Source organism: Ruminococcus gauvreauii (genome assembly GCF_025151995.1).
Taxonomy (GTDB): domain Bacteria; phylum Bacillota; class Clostridia; order Lachnospirales; family Lachnospiraceae; genus Ruminococcus_G; species Ruminococcus_G gauvreauii.
Window position 1 is genome coordinate 184,259 of sequence record NZ_CP102290.1, and the last position, 15,220, is coordinate 199,478.

Below are 15,220 nucleotides of genomic sequence, written 5' to 3' on the forward strand. Positions count from 1 at the left end.
ATTCGTGTATCCCCTTCATTTTTTCTGCTATATACGTACCTTCTGTACACGGTCCGTGTTCAGGTCTTCCATACTCACCGTATCTTCGCTCTTTACGTATCCAATGGTATCAAATCCATGCTTTTTCGCATAGGTGCGGTAATCATCCGGCGTCCTGTCCATATCCTGCACCATACATGCCATCTTCATTCCCCGGCTCCTGTCTTTCCTGACCATTTTAACCGCTGCACTGCGCAGATGCTCCGGATAGACGACCATCGTCTTCTGACTGGATACCGGAATCTCAATGTTCTGACGCTCCAGCGCATTCATCACCTGTTCCATCACAAGCGCAAAACCGATCGCAGGCGCCGGACGCAGAAAATGTTCCAGAAGACTGTTGTAACGGCCGCCCTTGACGAGAGGTTCACCGGAACCATACGTATACCCCTGAAAAATGATACCGGTATAGTACTTATATTTGCTGAGCATCCCCAGATCAAACGAAATGTATTTTTCGACACCGTATAGTGTTAAAATATCATAAATCTTTTCCAGGCGCTCAATCGCAGCACGTGCCTTTTTGTTGCTCGTCAGGTTCTTCGCTTCTTCCATAATCTCCACGGAGCCGAACATGTGCGGAAGACGCAGAAATGCACGCTCGAGTTCCATGCTCAGCTTCTGTTCGGAAATCAGCTCTTCCACGCCGAAATGGTTTTTATTGGAGATCAGTTCCCGCAGGCGGGCGACGGTATCGTCACTCATCCCGGCTTCCTCGATGAGAGACTTAAAGAAATCAACCTGTCCTACGCTGATCTGAAACTCCGACAAACCGGTCTCTTTCAGCAGATCGACCATCAGTGTGAGGATCTCTGCATCTGCGTCAATCGACGCATCGCCCATCAGTTCCACGCCCATCTCCGTAGATTCCTTTAACCGCCCCTGATAGCTGGAATTATTGATAAACGTGCTGCCCTGATAACAGAGGCGCACCGGCATGCCGTCTTCCAGAAAGTACTTTGCAGCAGCCCTCGCTACAGATGGCGTAAAGTCAGGACGCAGGACAAGCGTATTTCCCTCGCGGTCAAAAAATTTATACAGATCTTTAGAAGGAGTGGTACCCACTTCCCTGCTGAATACATCAAAGAATTCAAACGTCGGCGTCTCGATATCCTGATATCCGTAACTATGGACCATACGGTGCAGTTTCTCCTGAAGAAACTGTTTTCTCTCACATTCTCCATTGTAAACATCACGTACGCCCTCCGGCGTGTGGAACATTCTTTGTACCATTTTCATATACTCCTTCTGCTTTATCGTATTAAAGTGCTACCATGGTAGCATATTACCATGTGAATCTTTTCGATTATAGTCCATCCTGAATAAAATGTCAATCCCTGGACAGAAGGTCTTTCTGCAGCCCATCCAGATAGGAGACGAGCAGCCCGTTTTTCTGGTTGAGAAAGTATTCCCGGTCGAGCTCATCATAGGAAAATCGTTTCCTGCCGCCGCCATCTGCCCGTTCCCGAAACCGGAGCACCTCACGCAGACGCATGTAATAAAATTCGTTTCGTCCTGTAAAATACAGGATCAGAAAGGCGATACCTCCCTGTTTCTCGAATTCCTCCATGAACACAACCTGATGTTCATGGATATTCGCAAGCGGAAATGTATCCGCCGCACATTCCTTTGCATCAAAGCAGACCGGGATTCCCTGTACTGCACCGATATAGTCGACGGTACTCTTCTTCTCAAAATATGCAAGCGTGATGTGCCGGTGTTCCTTATCGATTTTAATGGGGGTGATCGGAGTCGGGATCTTCTGGATCAGCGCCAGCCCCTTTTCCCGATACTGTTCGTTGGTCCTGTTTATCAGCTCTTCCAGTGTAGAACCTCGAAGACCTCTGGAATTCCATGTTCCCATGTCAGCCCTCCGCTTTCTACTCGATAAAACCGATTTTATTAAACGGGAAGTAACGCAGAACGGCTTTTCCCAGGATTGCGTCCCGTTTCACGTATGTATTGTTCCAGAACCTGGAATCTTTCGACCAGTTGCGGTTGTCACCCAGCATAAAATACGAATCCTCCGGCACCTCATACGGTCCGAAGTCCCCTTCCATCGGTTCCGGAATGAAGCTGTCGTCAAGCGGCTCGGTACTGTCATTGATATAAACCTTCCCGTCCCTGATGGTGACAGTCTCGCCCGGAAGCCCGATGATACGTTTGATAAAAAGCTTGGATTCATTGTCCGGATATTTAAAGATCACGATGTCGTAGCGCTCCGGGTCGTGGGTGAGATAGGCCAGCCGGTTTCCAAAGATCTGGTCTCCTGTCATAATCGTATTCTCCATCGATTCCGACGGGATCTTGGCGTTGATGATCAGAAAATTATTGACGACCAGCACGAAAACGACAACAAAAATAATCATTTTCACGTAATCCCAGAGTTCATTCTTCATAGATTTGCTCATGCTTTACTCCTTAAGATGTTCTTCATCCAATATCTTTTTAAAAAGATCCGGAAGTTCGGCTTCTGCAACCCGCCCGCTCAAATCCCCAAAAGGTTCCTGCATCTTTGGAAAACAGAGTTTCCACGCATGCAGAAGCTGGTGGCGCAGTCCATATTTTTTTCTATACTTTTCATTCCAGACGGAATCGCCGTATTTGGCATCTCCTATGATCCCATGGCCGCATCCTGCGAGATGACTGCGGATCTGATGCGTTTTACCGGTAATGAGCTCCACCTTCAGCAGAGTGACGTTGCCATTGGATCTAAGAGGTTCATAAGCCGTCTCAATCCGGGATGCACCCGGGCGCGGCGTCTGATATATCTCTACTTTATTACATTTTTCATTTTTATGCAAATACCCGCTGATATGTTCTGCATTTCGTACCTCTCCCTGTACAAGGCAGAGATAATACTTCTGTATGGTCCGCTCTTTCAACAGGCGCGACATTTCCTGCAGTCCCGTCACCGTCTTGCCTGCCAGCAAAAGGCCGCTCGTGTTGCGGTCCAGACGGTTGCACACGCCCGGCCGGAATGTCCGCAGGTCCTCCCTGGAAAGCTGACGGCTGTGAATCAGGTAGCTGATCATATATTCGTTTGCAGATATATCATCCGCACTCGCTTTCTGAGACAGCATGCCTGCCGGTTTGTTCATGATCAGCACATGCGTGTTCTCATAAACAACCGCCAGAGGCACCTGTTCTGCCACAATTTCATGTTTCGTAAATTTGCCGATCGTCTCATCCGACAGAAACAGTGTGATTTCATCATCCTCGATGATCTTCTCGCTTCCGTCCGCCTTCTTTTTATTCAGCACGATGTTCTTTTTCCGGAGCATTTTATAGATAAAACTCTTCGGCGCCTGATTCATGTACTTCTGCAGAAACTTGTCCAGTCTCTGGCCAGCCTCTTTTGATGATATGTGTAAAACCTGCATAGGTAAAAACTCCCAATCTTTACAGAACCAGGGTCAGCATGATGTGTCTGACCATTTCATCTCTCGACAGCCCCGGATACCTGGGATCCGGGGAAAATGTGATCCCCTCCTGCAGGCTGTGCCGGTTTTTATTCATGCTGTCCAGCCGTTCCAGAAATCTATCAGTGTTTCCGTTCATTACTATGACGGAAACTGGATATCCGTTGTGCCGGATCATTTTCTGTATGTGTTCCTGAATGAAATCTGCGTTCTCCCTGGTCTCATTTTTCGTATAGCATACAACCGTGTTGCCGCACACAGCGGCGGCATCCACGTAAACATTTTTTTCATAGGTGGTGAAAAACAGTTCGTAAGCCATGGTGAGTCCTCCTGCATGCGCCTGTATTTCACTTATCATTTTTCCGGGACCCGGTTTCCTCATCATAATCATGACCAGGCCCACCATGGACCTGCAGCCCGGAAGACAGCCGACAACCGCCACCACTGTCAGTACATTTTCTCTCTTTCCAAAGTACAGCAGCCCGAGCGCGAATACAGCCAGCGGCAGAACAAAAAGCCCCGCCGTGATCAACAGCCTCCTCTTTTTCTGAGCCGATATATAACCGGCATCCCCTTTCTGTACTTTCATCTTACTTCCCCGATTTCTTCTTATGTACGTTTCGTATCGTTTTTCTCCCGGGTGTCTTCCCGGTATTCCTCTTCGGGTTCTGCCGCTCTGACGCGCCTCTGCCCGAAGGCCGGATCAGACATTTTTTATCGTATCCGATCAGATCCGTGCGTCCCGTTTTTTTCAGTGCTTCCTCCACAAGAGACCGGTTTTGCGGCAGACGGTACTGCATAAGCGCGCGCTGCATCTCCTTTTCATGGAACGACCGCGGTACATAGAGCGGTTTCATATTCCTGGGATCCAGTCCCGTATAATACATACACGTCGAAACGGTGGACGGTGTCGGGTAGAAATCCTGAACCTGCTCCGGCATAAATCCCATATCCCGGATGTATTCCGCCAGCTTCACCGCGTCGCCGAGACCACATCCCGGGTGTGAAGACATGAAATACGGGACTGCATACTGCTGTTTCTTCAGCCGCTGGTTCCAGAACTGATATCTGCGCAGAAACTGCTCATACACTTCATGCTTCGGTTTCCCCATGTACTCCAGCACAGCATCGGATACGTGTTCCGGCGCTACTCTCAGCTGCCCGCTGATATGGTGTCCGACAAGTTCCTTTATAAATTCATCATTGCCGTCCGCAGTCACATAATCGAAGCGGATCCCGGACCTGACAAATACCTTTTTTACTTTCGGGAGCTGGCGCAGGCGGCGCAGCAGTTTTGTATAATCACTGTGATCGGCATTCAGGTTTGGACACGGAGAGGGAAACAGGCACTGTCTGTCCTTACAGGCTCCCCTATCCACCTGTTTCCGGCACGATGGCTGTCTGAAATCAGCCGTCGGTCCCCCCACATCGTGGATATATCCCTTAAATCCGGGGTCTTCCGTGAAAGATACGGCCTCCCGCTCCAGTGATTCATGACTCCTCGCCTGCACGATACGTCCCTGGTGAAACGTCAGCGCACAGAAATTACAGGCTCCGAAGCATCCCCGGCAGCTCGTCAGGCTGAACCGCACTTCGTCGATCGCCGGAACTCCCCCGTCTTTCTCATACATAGGATGGTACGTATTCGCGTACGGCAGGTCGTAGATGTCATCCAGTTCCTGCATGGTAAGCGGCTTTGCGGGCGGATTCTGTACGATATATCCCTGTCCCTCATACGGTTCCGCCAGCGTATCCCCGGTAAATGGATCCGTATTGCGGTACTGCAGCGCAAAGCTCTCTGCATAACTTTTTTTATCCCTGCAGATGGTCTCATAAGATGGCAGGAGTACCGCGCCGTTTAAACGGTTCTTATCCTTCGTCCGGTAGACAGTCCCGGGTACATAAGTAATCTCAGAAACCAAAATACCGGCATCGAGTGCTTCCGCGATATCAATGATGGAGTGTTCTCCCATTCCGTAGGATATCATATCCGCCCCGGAATCCAGGAGCACAGACCGCTTCACCCGGTCTGACCAGTAGTCATAATGGCCGAGGCGGCGCAGACTCGCCTCAATCCCCCCCAGTATGACCGGCGTATGTTTGTACGTCCGTCTGATTAGATTCCCGTAGACGATCACCGCGCGGTCCGGCCTGCATCCCATCTTTCCCCCGGGCGAATACGCGTCCGTACGCCTGTGTTTTTTTGCCGCCGTATAGTGGTTCACCATGGAGTCCATATTCCCGGATGAGACGAGAAACGCAAGGCGCGGTTCTCCGAAAACCTGTACGCTCTCCGGCTTCGTCCAGTCCGGCTGTGAAATGATCCCGACAGAATACCCCCTGCTTTCCAGCAGACGTGTGATGATTGCGCTTCCAAAGGAAGAATGATCAATATAAGCATCGCCGCTAATATAAACAAAATCGGGCCTGCTGATGCCCGCGGCCTCGAGTTCCTGTTTTGTCGTCGGTAAAAAATTTACAGACATGTGTTAAGCACCTCGTAACTTCCTTCCAGAATGTCCCGGTATGTATGGATATAGTAATCCGCAAGATTCTTCTTCTGTTCATCCTGGCTCACGCTGTAGGCGTCCCAGACCGCACACGTCTGCATGCCTGCCCGTTTCCCGGCCATAATACCCGCCGGTATATCCTCGAACACGAGGCACTGCCTTGGGTCCACATCCAGTTCTCCTGCCACCAGCAGATAGATATCCGGCTCCGGTTTTCCGCTTTTCACATCACAGCACGTATGAACGGATGAAAAGCATTCCTCGAGCCGATGGACCTTCAGAATCGCCTCAACCAGCTCCCTGCTGTTGCTGGAAGCGATTCCCATGCGGATATCTTTTTTTTGCATGTCCATAATAAATTCAAACACCCCGTCTTTCAGAGGTGTCTCGTGCAGGTATTTATCGCGCGCCATGAAAAGCCATTCTTCTTTGATCGTATCAACGGAATCCTTGAGGCCGAACCTCTTCTTAAAGTATCCGGCGGTCTCAGTGAAACTCATCCCTTCTATTTCATGCTGCAGTGTGTCCGGAAGTTCCTTTCCGCGGCTGCTCAGATACTCAAAATCAATATCCTTCCACATCCACATGGAATCCACAAGCGTGCCGTCCAGATCGAACAGCATTGCCTTTTTATCCTTTAACATGTATTTTCACCAGCCTTTCTGTCTCCTCTGACGTAAGCGCCCGGTATTCGCCCGGACGAAGCGTTTCATCCAGCGTGAGCGTTCCCATGGACAGCCTCTTCAGATACAGCACCCGCTTGTCCACGGCCTCAAACATCCGCTTGATCTGATGAAATCTGCCTTCCCGTACTGTGATCTCCACTTCAGAGACCGCTCCGCTTTTTCTAATGGTGAGCTCTGCCGGCAGCGTCAGTTTCTCATCTCCGATATCCAGCCCCTCCTGAAAGCATCTTACATCCTCATCCGTCACAATCCCTGCAATCCTGGCATAATACGTCTTGTCCACGTGCTTTTTCGGCGACAGCAGCTCATGGGCGAGCACGCCGTCATTGGTGATGAGCAGCAGTCCCTCCGTATCCTTGTCCAGCCGTCCGACGGGAAACAGGTCACACCTTTTGTGTTCCGTGATCAGATCGATCACCGTCCTGTCTTTCGCATCTTTCACGGCGGAAACCACGCCTGCCGGCTTGTACAGCATAAAGTACTCTTTACTCACAAAGTCCACCCGTCTGCCCGACACCGTGATGCATTCTTTTCCCGGGCAAACTTTCTGCTCCGGTCCGCACGCGGCAGCGCCGTCCACACAGACCTGTTTTTTGCGGATCATTTCTTTTACCGAAGACCGAGAACCAATTCCCATTTCCGCCAGATACCGGTCCAGCCGCATCATTTTCTTTTCATTACTCCTGTCTGCCATCACTGCCATCTCCAGCCGCTGTAATATTTGTTCTTCAGTGAGTGATTCTGTACCTTCCCCCAGCCAAGCGGAAACGCATCGATACAGATGAGATACCATCCATTGACTCTGTCAAAATCTGTGATATCGAGAGTCTCGCCTTTCAGGTATTTCATGATCCGGTAATCGTCATGCGGCAGTGAGAGGACTCTGCGGTACTCCTTCGGCCTAAGGCCCATCGCAAATGCCTGCGAAGGCTCAAAACGCCCTTTCCTGATATCTCCCAGATACCAGCCCGTCCGAAGGTAACGTATCGGCTTTTCCGGTATATAGCCGCCGGGAAGAGCGTACAGCTTTTCCCCTATTACACGGAATTCCATGTCATCCAGGATTTTTGCCGACACATCCTTAAAAAACTCTTCCGCCTCTTTCGGTACTACGCTTTTTCCGGCTTTCCCGGCACGGTTTGCGGACAGTTCTCCCTGTTTTTTTAACAGTGCCAGAAAATGCCCCTCTCCGCGCATGTTGTGAGGGAAGATGCGGACGCACTGCACGAGACCGTCACAGCCTTCCGAAAATCCCTCGTACGGTGCAATCTGTGCAAGTTCAAGATCAGGAAATTCCTGCAGAAGCCATGCAATATTGTTTTCATTTTCTTCCTTTGAAAAAGTACAGGTGGAATACAGCATCATCCCGCCGGGTTTCAGCATTTCATACGCCTGACAAAGCAGCTCTTTCTGTATTGGGGCATATTCGCCCGGTCCACGCGATTCCCAGCATGCAGCCATACGCGGCTCTTTCCGAAACATGCCTTCCCCCGAACAAGGTGCATCAATCAGGATCTTATCAAAGTACTCCGGATAAAAATCAAGCAGCTTCTGTGGATTTTCACTTGTCACACAGATATTCGGGATACCGAACAACTCCAGATTTTTGAGAAGCGCCTTTGCCCTGGAACTGCTGATGTCATTCGCAAACAGAATCCCCTTTCCCTTCAGACGCGCCCCCAGCTTCGTCGCTTTTCCGCCGGGCGCCGCGCACAAATCAAGAACACGGTCTCCCGGTTCCACCGGCAGGCGGTCAGCAGGCGTCATTGCGCTCGGCTCCTGCAGATAATACAGCCCTGCCGCGTAATACGGATCTTTCGATGGCTGTCCTGACGTTTTATAATAGAATCCGTCAGCGATCCACGGGATCTCTTCCGTGGGGATCGATGTTCTGCTTTTGAATTCTTCCGGTGACAGTTTGAGTGTGTTTACGCGCAGCCCGCAGGAGGCGGGCTGTGTCAGACTCTGTATGTACGAATCGTACTGAATTCCGAGCAGTTTTTGCATCTGTTCCAGAAACTTCTTTGGTAAATTCATCTCCATGTTCTAACCTTCCAGCGAATCCGTCGTGACAGCCTGTGCCCGGTATCCTTCAGCTATAATATCAAGCTGTTTATGGAACCGTTTCAGCTGCTGCAGATCATTCGTCGCATAGATGCGGTAAAATTCATCCTGTATTTTCACTGCCTCCCTCTGGTTGGAGAGCTTAAACAGGTTTTCGATATTGTTCAGGATATCCGAGACCAGATTCATCTGCAGCAGCGAGGAATTCTGAGCATCCATGATCTCATTCCGCACTGTTGACATCTCGTTATCCAGAGCTATAATCGCATCTGCAGCTTTGCTCAGACGGATGCGAATATGTTCCGGCATCTTGGATTTATATTTGTACTGCAGTGAGTGCTCGATCGTCGCCCAGAAATCCATCGCCATCGTGCGTATTTGAATCTCCGCCTGAATACGCTTCGGCCCGTTCAGCGTCTCCACCATATAGTAAATAATCATATGAAAGCTCCTGTAACCGCTGTCCTTCATATGTGCAATATAATCTTTCTCGTATTTGACCGTTATATCGCTTCTGTTCCTGATCAGCTGAGCCACCCGCTCAATGTCTTCAACAAACTGACAGATAATCCTGATACCGGCGATATCCTCTATCTGTTCTTCCATCTGTTCGATCGGAATCTGTTTTTTCTGAAGCTTTTCGAGAATGCTGGTCACACTCTTTACCCGTCCGGACACTTCTTCTATCGGAGAATAAAGATTTTTCACTTTATGCTCTTTGATCAGATGATTAAATTTATCTGTCAGCTCCCTGACTGCCAGTTCATAAGGGTTTAATATTTCACGCCACAACTGTATTTCCATATACCAATCTCTCCTTTATTTCGACTTACCCATCATCCATTATATGAACGAATCCGGAAATTAGACCAGTTATTTCATATTTTTCAGGACATGCAGCAGATATTCCCACATACGGGCGACAGAAGAGATGCTGACACGCTCGTTGACACTGTGGATATCAAGGATATCAGGTCCGAAAGATATACAGTCAAGCGCGTCATTTTTTCCCTTGAACAATCCGCATTCCAGTCCGGCATGTACCGTGGTTACAACCGGCTGCTCCCCAAATAATGCCTCATACGTCCGGCACATGATCTCCCGAAGCCTGGATGTTTCCTGATATTCCCATGCCGGATATTCCCCCTCCAGCTCGCACTCACCGCCCAGAAATTCTGTCAGATAACAGCTCCTGGACGCCACATGATCCTTTTCACTCTCGACAGAGCTCCGAATGCTCACGAGCACGTCAAACGTTTCCGGCGTAAGTACTGTCACTGCAGTATTCGCCGAGGTCTGCACCATCCCCTGCACCAGGCCGCTCATATGGATCACACCGTTTTGCTGATTCATCAGGAAAAACAGAATTTTCTCCATACTGACCGGATGAAGAGCAGGTTCCGTGCTCAATCCCAGCTCTGTAACCGTCAGTGTAATGTCCGCATCACTGCCCGCATACTCTCTGCAAAACTCTTTCTCCAGCAGCTTCACCGTGTCTTTCAGGATATCCCCGCTGGCTTCATCCGCCATCACCAGAGCCCTTGCCTCATTCGGGATCACATTATGCTTTCTTCCGCCTTCAAATTCCGCAATCAAAAACGGCATCTGCTGTTTCAGCGTAAATAAGATCCTGCCCATAAGAATGTTGGCATTTGCGCGCTGCCTGCCGATCTCCATTCCGGAGTGACCGCCTTTCAGTCCCGTAACGCGGATTTCATAGCGGTTATTTGTCTCCTCAACATAACGCACGGGAATCGAACATTTCACGCTCACACCGCCGGCACATCCGCCGAGCAGTATCCCCTCTTCCTCGGAATCGATATTGATCAGGTACTTCCCTCTCAGCACTGAGGCGTCAAACTGCCCGGCTCCCAGAAGACCGACTTCTTCATTAGAAGTCAGCAGTACCTCAAGTGCCGGATGCTCCAGATTGCTGTCTTCCAGAAGCGCCAGCGCATATGCCACTGCGATCCCGTCATCCGCGCCCAGCGTCGTTTCCTCTGCACAGATATAATCTCCGTTCACAGAAAGTTTCAGTCCGTCCTTCTCAAAATCGTGCTCCGACTGCACGGTTTTCTCCGCGACCATATCTGTATGCCCCTGGATGATCACCGGAACAGCCGTCTCATATCCCGGCGCCGCGGCTTTTTCTATCAATACATTGTCAGAATCGTCGACACGGCAGGTGAGTCCGTGCTCACGGGCAAAATCCGTCAGGAACCTGCGAACCTCCTCAGTATGACCGGATCCGTGTGGAATCTGACACCATTTCTCAAAATAATAAAATACGCGTTCAGGTTTTAAGCCTTCCAATACCGCCATATTTGTACCTTCCTTTCACAAACTTCATTGTGTCATATATAATATGAAAAATCAAGGCATATATATAGGAAAACACCTTGAGGTGAACAGCCATGAAACGTACAGGATTTATCCTTTTTATCACACTGCTTCTCGGATATATGCTTTTATTTCCTGCAGAATCCCTCAATGCTTCCGTTCAGGGCATTACCCTGTGGTTCCGTACCCTGCTGCCTGCGCTTCTGCCCTTTATTATACTCTCAGGACTGTTGATCCATACGAATTTTATCCCATTTTTATTCGGCATCTTTCCGTCATTCTGGCGTACGACACTCGGTCTGTCCCCATACGGCGCCTATGCATTCGTACTCGGAATCTTCTGCGGCTATCCGATGGGCGCCAAACTCACCGCTGACCTGCTGAGAGAGAACTGTATCACCAAAAACGAAGCCGACTATCTGCTCACGATATCAAACAACGCAAGTCCCATGTTTCTTATGGCGTACATCCTGAATCAGCTGCTGCACACACAGCGCATGGTTATTCTTTCATTTGCATTAATATACGTTTCGGATTTTCTATGCTGCATGATCTTCAGGGCCGTTTACCATCGTTTTGCTCTCCCCTGTTCCGGCAGCCATTCCATTAAAAAAGAGGTATCCCAAGTCCCGCTTCCGGAACTTCTTGATACCTCTATCATGAACGGTTTTGAATCCATAACCAGACTGGGCGGATATGTCCTGCTCTTCAATCTTCTGGCTGCAATGATCGAAAAAATACTGCCGTCCGGATCGGGGATCGGTTCTCTGATCGCGGCGGTGACCGAGCTCTCCAGCGGAGCTGCCAAAATCGCGCAGTTACCCTGGGACTTTTCGCTTCGCTACAGTATCATACTGGCAGCCACCGCGTTCGGCGGATTCTCCTGTGTTCTGCAGACACACAGTATGATTCGAAAGACAGGACTCTCCATACGGATGTATCTGGCCGCAAAAGTGCTGAACGGAGCGCTTACTTTTTTCCTGTGCCGGTTATTCTTCGCCTTCTTCCATGGATAAGTCATCAAATTCATCTTCATCCGGAAGCTGAACCTGCTGAGCCATGGCACCCGTCTGCGGCGCCAGCTCACTTCTGTTTTTATTCACTACGTCATAACAGCTCTGCAGAGAGGTGATGAATGTCTTATATTTTTCTCCGGCATCCTGCAGTGTGCTGCCCATAATCTGCCCGAGATTTGCCAGCATATCGTCGGTATAGGCGATGGCACTGACGCGAATATTATTCGCATCCTGTGTAGCATCGTCCAGAATTCCCTGTGCCTGTTTGTTGGCATTCGTGATCGTCTCATTCGCCTGCGCATAAGCCTGCTGCATGACCTCATGCTGACTGACAAGCTCCTGTGCCTTTGCCTGGGCATCTGCGATAATGCTGTCCGCCTTGGACTGTGCATCTGCGAGAATGGCATCTTTATTGCTGATGATTTTCTGATATCTCTTCACCTCATCCGGTGTTTTCATTCGGAGTTCACGCAGCATCTCTTCCAGCTCTTCTTTATTAACGACAATCTTAGTCGTGGACAGGGGCTGATATTTACAGCTGTCTACATATTCCTCAATCTCTTCAATAATCTGTTCAATTCTACTGCTCATAGCTCTTCTCCTTATCCATTATTCTTCTGTTCCCCATGAAGTTTCTTATGAATTTCTTCCACGACATAAGGTGGAACAAATTTCGTGATATCACCGCCGAAGACGGCTACCTCTTTTACAGTTGTCGAACTTAAATACGCATACTCCAGACTCGTCGTCAGAAACATGGTATCGATATCGGGTGCCAGTACCCGGTTTGTCTGTGCCATCTGCAGCTCAAAATCAAAGTCTGTGATCGCACGCAGCCCCCGCACAATTGCGTTGGCCTTATTTTCTCTGGCAAAGTCAATAGAGAGGCCGGAAAAAGACGCTACTCTTATATTCGGGACTGATTCCGTTACCTTAGTTAGTATATTAACACGTTCTTCGACAGAAAACAACGGACTTTTTGCAGAATTGTGCAGAACCCCCACGATGACACAGTCAAATAATTTTGCTGCTCGTGTGATCACGTCGAGGTGCCCGTTTGTTACCGGGTCAAAAGTGCCCGGATATACTGCTGTTGTCATAAGTGGATTTCTCCTGTATCTTTATATTTTTAATTTCAGGTTTTTTCATCTGCAGAAACAGATGCCTGTTCGTCTTATATTTTTTTTCACGCACAACGATAAACGGCAGCTTCTCCAGAAATGAAAAATCCGTATCAAGCGCCGCTTCTATTATAATCACGGTATCTTCCGTGATCAGTGCCGAATCCGCCAGTGTCTCCAGAACTCTCTCTTCCACTGCGTTTAGATAGGGCGGATCCATGAAAACATAATCAAACCGAACCGTTTTGTCCATCCTGCCAATTGCCGATAGTACATCCATCTCCAGGATTTCGCTCTCGTCCTGCAGCTTCGTCTTCTGCAGATTATCTTTGATACACCTTACGGCTTCCCTGTCCTGTTCCACAAATACGCAGTGTGCCGCACCCCGGCTTAACGCCTCGATGCCGATCGCTCCGCTTCCCGAGAACAGATCCAGAAAATAACATCCTGCCATGCCTGTCTGCAGAATATTGAATAACGTTTCTTTGATCCGGTCCGTTGTCGGTCTCGTCTGCATTCCCTTCGGTGTCTGAAGCCGAATGCTTCTCGCTTTTCCTGCGATTACTCTCATCGCCTAGTACCTGATCTGCTCCCGCCAGTCGAGATCTCCTCTTGCCAGTCCGAGAATCAGGCATTCAGCCGTGGCAATGTTCGTTGCAACCGGAATATTGTACTGGTCACAGCACCTTGAGATCGCCTGAATATCAGGTTCCTTGGAAGACATCATCACCGGATTATAAAACAGGATCACGAGGTCCATATCTCCCCGCTCGATCATTTCTGTAAACTGTTTGTCCCCTCCGACAGAACCCGCCAGAAACTTGTGTACGTGAAGACTCGTTACCTCTTCAATCCTTCTTCCTGTCGTACCCGTTGCATACACTTCATGCTTGGAAAGAATCCCTTTGTATGCAATGCAAAAATCTTCAATCAAGCTCTTTTTACTGTTATGTGCTATAATTCCTATATTCATTCTTAAGGCCCCTTCAGCATTTTATAGGCTCATTATAACAAATAACTAAATAAACTGCAAATATTTTTCACAAATTATACATGTCTTCTAAATTCTTCAGAATTTGTCAATACTTGAAGAAACTTCTAGTGTAATATCTTTTTTATTTCATATACTACCATCGTAACCAAAAACAAAAAAAACTTTTCAATTTTAAGGAGGCAACATTATGTCAAATCGTTCTTCTAATACTGCTGCAGTACCGGAAGCAAAAGGCGCACTGGACCGTTTTAAATTTGAAGTGGCAAACGAGCTGGGAGTACCGCTTTCTGATGGTTATAACGGAAACCTGACTTCCAAACAGAATGGTTCTGTTGGCGGTTATATGGTTAAAAAAATGATCGAAGCACAGGAAAGACAGATGTCTGGCGCTCAGGGCGGACAGATGACTGGCGGACAGAGCGGACAGTTATAATAAAACTTCCGTTCGTGAAAGCAGCTCAGATGGGACTCATCTGAGCTGCTTTTTTTCTGTTCTTATAATTCGATGCTTCCGGTCACATCGCCGTTCAGCACATAGTATGCGGCGAACTCCTCCGGTTTAACATAGAGTTTGACGTCTTTCAGGTCTTTTTCCTTATTTCCCAGTTCTTTAGTCCAGATCTCTTTCACACGTGCGGTCAGAGCCGTCGTATCGACTTCCTTTCCTCCGAACTGAAGGATAACAGCTGCGTTCACTTCCTGTTTCACTTCAGTTTTCGCTGCGGTCTTTTTCGCCGCCGGTTTTTTAGCCGCTGTTCTTTTTGCAGCCGGTTTCTTAGCCGGAGCTTTTGCAGCAGCTTTCACTGTATCTTTCACTTCTTCTTTTACCGTTTTCTCTGCTTCAGCGGGCGTAGTTTTAACCGCCGGTTCAGCAGTTTCTTTACCTTCTGTTTTTACGGTTTCCCTGACGGTTGCCGGAATTGTTTTAGTCTCAACTGCGGGTGTCTCTTTCACTTCCGTTACTCCTGTTTTTTTCACTGCCATGAAATTCCCTCCTTGATATATCCTCATTGCATTTTTATACATGA

18 protein-coding genes are annotated in these 15,220 nt (G+C 48.7%); 2 read left to right on the forward strand and 16 right to left on the reverse strand.

All coding sequences use genetic code 11. From position 1 onward, the window contains the following. Positions 1-27: 27 nt before the first annotated feature. The 11 genes from hisZ to NQ502_RS00900 form a co-directional block, all read right to left on the reverse strand. Positions 28-1,272 (reverse strand): ATP phosphoribosyltransferase regulatory subunit, encoded by a 1,245-nt coding sequence (hisZ, locus tag NQ502_RS00850; RefSeq protein WP_044983193.1) that lies wholly within the window; start codon positions 1,270-1,272, stop codon positions 28-30. A gap of 97 nt (positions 1,273-1,369) precedes the next feature. Beyond that, positions 1,370-1,903 carry a Holliday junction resolvase RecU gene (locus NQ502_RS00855; protein ID WP_028528338.1) on the reverse strand — a complete coding sequence of 178 codons (534 nt, stop codon included), beginning with the start codon at positions 1,901-1,903 and terminating at the stop codon, positions 1,370-1,372. Positions 1,904-1,919: 16 nt separating this feature from the next. Further along, a complete protein-coding gene (gene lepB, locus NQ502_RS00860; protein WP_028528339.1) occupies positions 1,920-2,450 on the reverse strand; it encodes a signal peptidase I in 531 nt (176 codons plus the stop codon). 3 nt (positions 2,451-2,453) lie between these two features. Then, positions 2,454-3,422, reverse strand: a complete 969-nt coding sequence (locus tag NQ502_RS00865; protein WP_028528340.1) for an RluA family pseudouridine synthase — start codon at positions 3,420-3,422, stop codon at positions 2,454-2,456. A gap of 19 nt (positions 3,423-3,441) precedes the next feature. Next, on the reverse strand, positions 3,442-4,050 hold the full coding sequence (locus NQ502_RS00870) for a hypothetical protein (protein WP_044983177.1): 609 nt from the start codon (positions 4,048-4,050) through the stop codon (positions 3,442-3,444). Between the two features lies 1 nt (position 4,051). Then, on the reverse strand, positions 4,052-5,947 hold the full coding sequence (locus NQ502_RS00875; RefSeq protein WP_028528342.1) for a YgiQ family radical SAM protein: 1,896 nt from the start codon (positions 5,945-5,947) through the stop codon (positions 4,052-4,054). Continuing rightward, positions 5,938-6,615, reverse strand: coding sequence for an HAD family hydrolase (locus NQ502_RS00880; protein WP_028528343.1), 678 nt, complete (start codon positions 6,613-6,615; stop codon positions 5,938-5,940). The genes NQ502_RS00875 and NQ502_RS00880 overlap by 10 nt, the downstream gene beginning before the upstream one ends. Further along, positions 6,602-7,351, reverse strand: a complete 750-nt coding sequence (locus tag NQ502_RS00885; RefSeq protein ID WP_242830256.1) for a pseudouridine synthase — start codon at positions 7,349-7,351, stop codon at positions 6,602-6,604. Before NQ502_RS00885 ends, NQ502_RS00880 begins: the two co-directional genes overlap by 14 nt. Further along, positions 7,351-8,700 carry an RsmB/NOP family class I SAM-dependent RNA methyltransferase gene (locus NQ502_RS00890; RefSeq protein WP_341349402.1) on the reverse strand — a complete coding sequence of 450 codons (1,350 nt, stop codon included), beginning with the start codon at positions 8,698-8,700 and terminating at the stop codon, positions 7,351-7,353. Before NQ502_RS00890 ends, NQ502_RS00885 begins: the two co-directional genes overlap by 1 nt. Positions 8,701-8,703: 3 nt before the next feature. Continuing rightward, a complete protein-coding gene (locus NQ502_RS00895) occupies positions 8,704-9,525 on the reverse strand; it encodes a GTP pyrophosphokinase (protein WP_028528346.1) in 822 nt (273 codons plus the stop codon). A gap of 69 nt (positions 9,526-9,594) precedes the next feature. Then, positions 9,595-11,043, reverse strand: a complete 1,449-nt coding sequence (locus NQ502_RS00900; protein WP_028528347.1) for an aminoacyl-histidine dipeptidase — start codon at positions 11,041-11,043, stop codon at positions 9,595-9,597. A 92-nt stretch (positions 11,044-11,135) separates the two neighbouring features. Here NQ502_RS00900 and NQ502_RS00905 point away from each other — a divergent pair, with 92 nt between their 5' ends. Beyond that, a complete protein-coding gene (locus NQ502_RS00905) occupies positions 11,136-12,077 on the forward strand; it encodes a hypothetical protein (protein ID WP_028528348.1) in 942 nt (313 codons plus the stop codon). Here the strand turns inward: NQ502_RS00905 and NQ502_RS00910 are convergent. The 4 genes from NQ502_RS00910 to NQ502_RS00925 are packed head-to-tail and all read right to left on the reverse strand — an operon-like array spanning position 12,051 to position 14,171. Then, positions 12,051-12,668 carry a hypothetical protein gene (locus NQ502_RS00910; protein WP_028528349.1) on the reverse strand — a complete coding sequence of 206 codons (618 nt, stop codon included), beginning with the start codon at positions 12,666-12,668 and terminating at the stop codon, positions 12,051-12,053. The genes NQ502_RS00905 and NQ502_RS00910 overlap by 27 nt on opposite strands. A gap of 11 nt (positions 12,669-12,679) precedes the next feature. After that, positions 12,680-13,177 (reverse strand): pantetheine-phosphate adenylyltransferase, encoded by a 498-nt coding sequence (coaD, locus tag NQ502_RS00915; RefSeq protein ID WP_028528350.1) that lies wholly within the window; start codon positions 13,175-13,177, stop codon positions 12,680-12,682. After that, on the reverse strand, positions 13,146-13,769 hold the full coding sequence (rsmD, locus tag NQ502_RS00920; RefSeq protein ID WP_083963251.1) for a 16S rRNA (guanine(966)-N(2))-methyltransferase RsmD: 624 nt from the start codon (positions 13,767-13,769) through the stop codon (positions 13,146-13,148). The genes coaD and rsmD overlap by 32 nt, the downstream gene beginning before the upstream one ends. A gap of 3 nt (positions 13,770-13,772) precedes the next feature. Further along, entirely contained in the window at positions 13,773-14,171 is a 399-nt protein-coding gene (locus NQ502_RS00925) for a methylglyoxal synthase (RefSeq protein WP_028528351.1), read from the reverse strand. A gap of 208 nt (positions 14,172-14,379) precedes the next feature. On the opposite strand from NQ502_RS00925, the gene NQ502_RS00930 reads away from it, so the two are divergent. Next, the gene (locus tag NQ502_RS00930; protein WP_044983179.1) at positions 14,380-14,625 is read left to right on the forward strand and encodes an alpha/beta-type small acid-soluble spore protein; all 246 of its coding nucleotides are present in this window, start codon (positions 14,380-14,382) and stop codon (positions 14,623-14,625) included. Positions 14,626-14,687: 62 nt separating this feature from the next. Here the strand turns inward: NQ502_RS00930 and NQ502_RS00935 are convergent, their stop codons facing one another. Next, positions 14,688-15,176, reverse strand: a complete 489-nt coding sequence (locus tag NQ502_RS00935) for a DUF6465 family protein (protein WP_028528353.1) — start codon at positions 15,174-15,176, stop codon at positions 14,688-14,690. Positions 15,177-15,220 lie beyond the last annotated feature (44 nt).

What these genes read in the sequence shown, in the direction of transcription:
- hisZ (WP_044983193.1), bottom strand. Translation starts at nt 1,272, where the DNA reads ATGGTACAAAGAATGTTCCACACGCCGGAGGGCGTACGTGATGTTTAC.
- NQ502_RS00855 (WP_028528338.1), bottom strand. Translation starts at nt 1,903, where the DNA reads ATGGGAACATGGAATTCCAGAGGTCTTCGAGGTTCTACACTGGAAGAG.
- lepB (WP_028528339.1), bottom strand. Translation starts at nt 2,450, where the DNA reads ATGAGCAAATCTATGAAGAATGAACTCTGGGATTACGTGAAAATGATT.
- NQ502_RS00865 (WP_028528340.1), bottom strand. Translation starts at nt 3,422, where the DNA reads ATGCAGGTTTTACACATATCATCAAAAGAGGCTGGCCAGAGACTGGAC.
- NQ502_RS00870 (WP_044983177.1), bottom strand. Translation starts at nt 4,050, where the DNA reads ATGAAAGTACAGAAAGGGGATGCCGGTTATATATCGGCTCAGAAAAAG.
- NQ502_RS00875 (WP_028528342.1), bottom strand. Translation starts at nt 5,947, where the DNA reads ATGTCTGTAAATTTTTTACCGACGACAAAACAGGAACTCGAGGCCGCG.
- NQ502_RS00880 (WP_028528343.1), bottom strand. Translation starts at nt 6,615, where the DNA reads ATGTTAAAGGATAAAAAGGCAATGCTGTTCGATCTGGACGGCACGCTT.
- NQ502_RS00885 (WP_242830256.1), bottom strand. Translation starts at nt 7,351, where the DNA reads ATGGCAGACAGGAGTAATGAAAAGAAAATGATGCGGCTGGACCGGTAT.
- NQ502_RS00890 (WP_341349402.1), bottom strand. Translation starts at nt 8,700, where the DNA reads ATGGAGATGAATTTACCAAAGAAGTTTCTGGAACAGATGCAAAAACTG.
- NQ502_RS00895 (WP_028528346.1), bottom strand. Translation starts at nt 9,525, where the DNA reads ATGGAAATACAGTTGTGGCGTGAAATATTAAACCCTTATGAACTGGCA.
- NQ502_RS00900 (WP_028528347.1), bottom strand. Translation starts at nt 11,043, where the DNA reads ATGGCGGTATTGGAAGGCTTAAAACCTGAACGCGTATTTTATTATTTT.
- NQ502_RS00905 (WP_028528348.1), top strand. Translation starts at nt 11,136, where the DNA reads ATGAAACGTACAGGATTTATCCTTTTTATCACACTGCTTCTCGGATAT.
- NQ502_RS00910 (WP_028528349.1), bottom strand. Translation starts at nt 12,668, where the DNA reads ATGAGCAGTAGAATTGAACAGATTATTGAAGAGATTGAGGAATATGTA.
- coaD (WP_028528350.1), bottom strand. Translation starts at nt 13,177, where the DNA reads ATGACAACAGCAGTATATCCGGGCACTTTTGACCCGGTAACAAACGGG.
- rsmD (WP_083963251.1), bottom strand. Translation starts at nt 13,769, where the DNA reads ATGAGAGTAATCGCAGGAAAAGCGAGAAGCATTCGGCTTCAGACACCG.
- NQ502_RS00925 (WP_028528351.1), bottom strand. Translation starts at nt 14,171, where the DNA reads ATGAATATAGGAATTATAGCACATAACAGTAAAAAGAGCTTGATTGAA.
- NQ502_RS00930 (WP_044983179.1), top strand. Translation starts at nt 14,380, where the DNA reads ATGTCAAATCGTTCTTCTAATACTGCTGCAGTACCGGAAGCAAAAGGC.
- NQ502_RS00935 (WP_028528353.1), bottom strand. Translation starts at nt 15,176, where the DNA reads ATGGCAGTGAAAAAAACAGGAGTAACGGAAGTGAAAGAGACACCCGCA.